At 63.5% G+C, this 2,244-nt stretch carries 2 protein-coding genes; one reads left to right on the forward strand and one right to left on the reverse strand.

From position 1 onward, the window contains the following. Window positions 1-1,480, forward strand: a 1,480-nt coding sequence (locus ACH4F2_RS35745) for an Rv1355c family protein (protein ID WP_398136783.1), incomplete at its 5' end; no start/stop codon positions are given. A gap of 277 nt (window positions 1,481-1,757) precedes the next feature. On the opposite strand, the gene ACH4F2_RS35750 is transcribed toward ACH4F2_RS35745, so the two are convergent. Further along, the coding region (locus tag ACH4F2_RS35750; protein WP_398136784.1) for a YihY/virulence factor BrkB family protein at window positions 1,758-2,244 on the reverse strand (487 nt) is incomplete at its 5' end.

A 2,244-nucleotide genomic window follows, 5' to 3' on the forward strand; every position in this document is an offset into this window, starting at 1 on the left:
GGTCATCATGGAAACCAGCGACCGCGGTCTCTTCGACGTCGAACGATTCGACCTCGAACCCGCCAGGCCACTCTTTCACGGGCTGGTCGGAGATCTCGACGCTGCCACCGTATCCGGGCTGAGCGTGCAAGAAAAAATTCCCTTCGGCTTACGCATCCTGCAGGGGGCCGAGATTTCGGCCCGCATGGCCGCCTCGGTCCTGGAAGTGGGCACCACCGTGGCCACCTGGCCTCAACTCGGCGGGGACGTTTTGCTGGGCGGGGCGTCTGTGGTCGCCGCGATCCGCCGGTTCGGTCTCGGTGAGGCTCTTCCCTCGGGGAGGGTGCGCATCGATATCGGTCAGCACCTCGATCAACTGACCGACCCACACATTCCCTCCGACTCGATCGCCTCACCGGCGACAAACGGTTCGCGTCCGATCGATCTGCGAGCACAGTACGACGCGCTCCCCGATACCGAAGCCGTCGCTTTCGCTGCCGCACGCGCTCCGTCGGGAGGTAACTCGCAACCGTGGATCATTCACACGGACGAGACTGCGCTGACTCTGCGTCTCGACGAAACCCGCTCGTCGAGTGTGGATATCGAGTACCGCGGAAGTTTCGTCGCGCTCGGTGCCGCACTGCACAACGCTCGCGTCGCCGCGGCACACCGACATATCCTCGGCGACACCGTCATCATCGGCGACGGTAAGGCGACCTCCGCGCGGATCAAGTTCACTGCCGGCACCGACATCTCGCTCACCGACCAACTACCCGGGATGCTCCATCGCAGCACACACCGCGCTCTGCCCGATCCCGGCCTGCCGCCGTGCGATCCGACGGACCTCGCACACCTGGCGGCGCGTCTGTCCTCCCCGACCGTCGCAGTCCACCTGATCCAGGACGGGGAGACGATCACACGGTTGGCCGAGAACATCAGTGCCACCGACCGCATCCGATTCCTCACCGACACTCTGCATCGAGAGATGATCTCCGAGCTACGCTGGCCACATTCGCGCGACCTCGCCAGTGGTATCGAGGTTTCCAGCTTGGGTATCCCTACTTCAGAACTCGCCGCCCTCGAACTCCTCCGCCGCCCCGACGTGATGGAACAACTGAACAACTGGGATGCCGGGCAAGCGCTCCGAGCACAGACCCGCACCCGCCTGGCCTCCAGCGACGCCGTCGCCGTCATCACTCAGCAGGGAACCGCCGCCGCAGACTACATCCGCAGCGGAGCACGCGCCGAAGAGTTCTGGATACGCGCCCAATCGCTCGGCTACTCCTTACACCCCCTCACACCCGTGTCTCTCTACGCCACCGACGCCGACCACCTGCGCGCCCTCGCGCCGACCCGAGCCCGCGAACTCGCAGCACTGTCGGACGAGCTGACCGCGCTCACCGCACATCAGCCGGGTGAGCATGTAGCGCTCATTCTGCGCATCTTCCGCACGAGCAGTTCTGCCCCGCCGAGCCGACGCCGATCCCAGCGGGAACCGTAATTTTCGGATGACACTCAATGGCAGACCTCTGATTCGCACCGAAACCAGGGCAGTCGAGCGAGGGCAACCCGAGTTTGCCGTACGCGACTGCCTGGTGGGCAACGCACGTATACCGGGCAAGCGGACGCTGCAATCATCTCGAAGGAGGCCGCAAGCCTCGTGTCAGGGTTGAACCGTCGATGACGAAGTCAGAAGGACGGGAAACATGCTCGCTACAGTGCCGTGGCGCAAGCCCTGGCCCGTGAGAGCGGCGAACCACGGACCTGCGAGACCACGTTCATCGACCGCCTCTCCGCTCAGGCCGCTTACCGGCAGCGATGATCACCGCAACGGCAGCGGCACCGAGTGACGCGGCCGTGACGATGTGCTTGGTATTTCCCATAGCGTGCGTTGGGCCGCCGATCGGCATTTCCTTGCGTTTCGGGGTATCGACGTCAGTGCAGACACCATCCGATCCTTCGGCGTGGCCCTCGAAGTTGTGTGCCTGACGCAATTCTCGTCCACGTTCGAGTTCGGAATCGAGCTCTGCGCCGAACAGCAAGGCCAGGTTGGTGATCCACAGCCACAACAGGAACACGATCGCACCGGCGAGGGAGCCGTAGGTTTTGTTGTAACTACTGAAGTTCGCGACGTAGAAACCGAAGATTACCGATGCGAGGATCCACACCACAATGGCCAGGGCGGCGCCGCCGCTGATCCACCGAAACTTCGGTTGCTGGATGTTCGGAGGCGCGTAGTACAAAATCGCAACAGCGAGAACGACG

Origin of the sequence: Streptomyces sp. NPDC017890 (assembly GCF_044328675.1) — a bacterium.
Classification (GTDB): Bacteria; Actinomycetota; Actinomycetes; order Streptomycetales; family Streptomycetaceae; genus Streptomyces.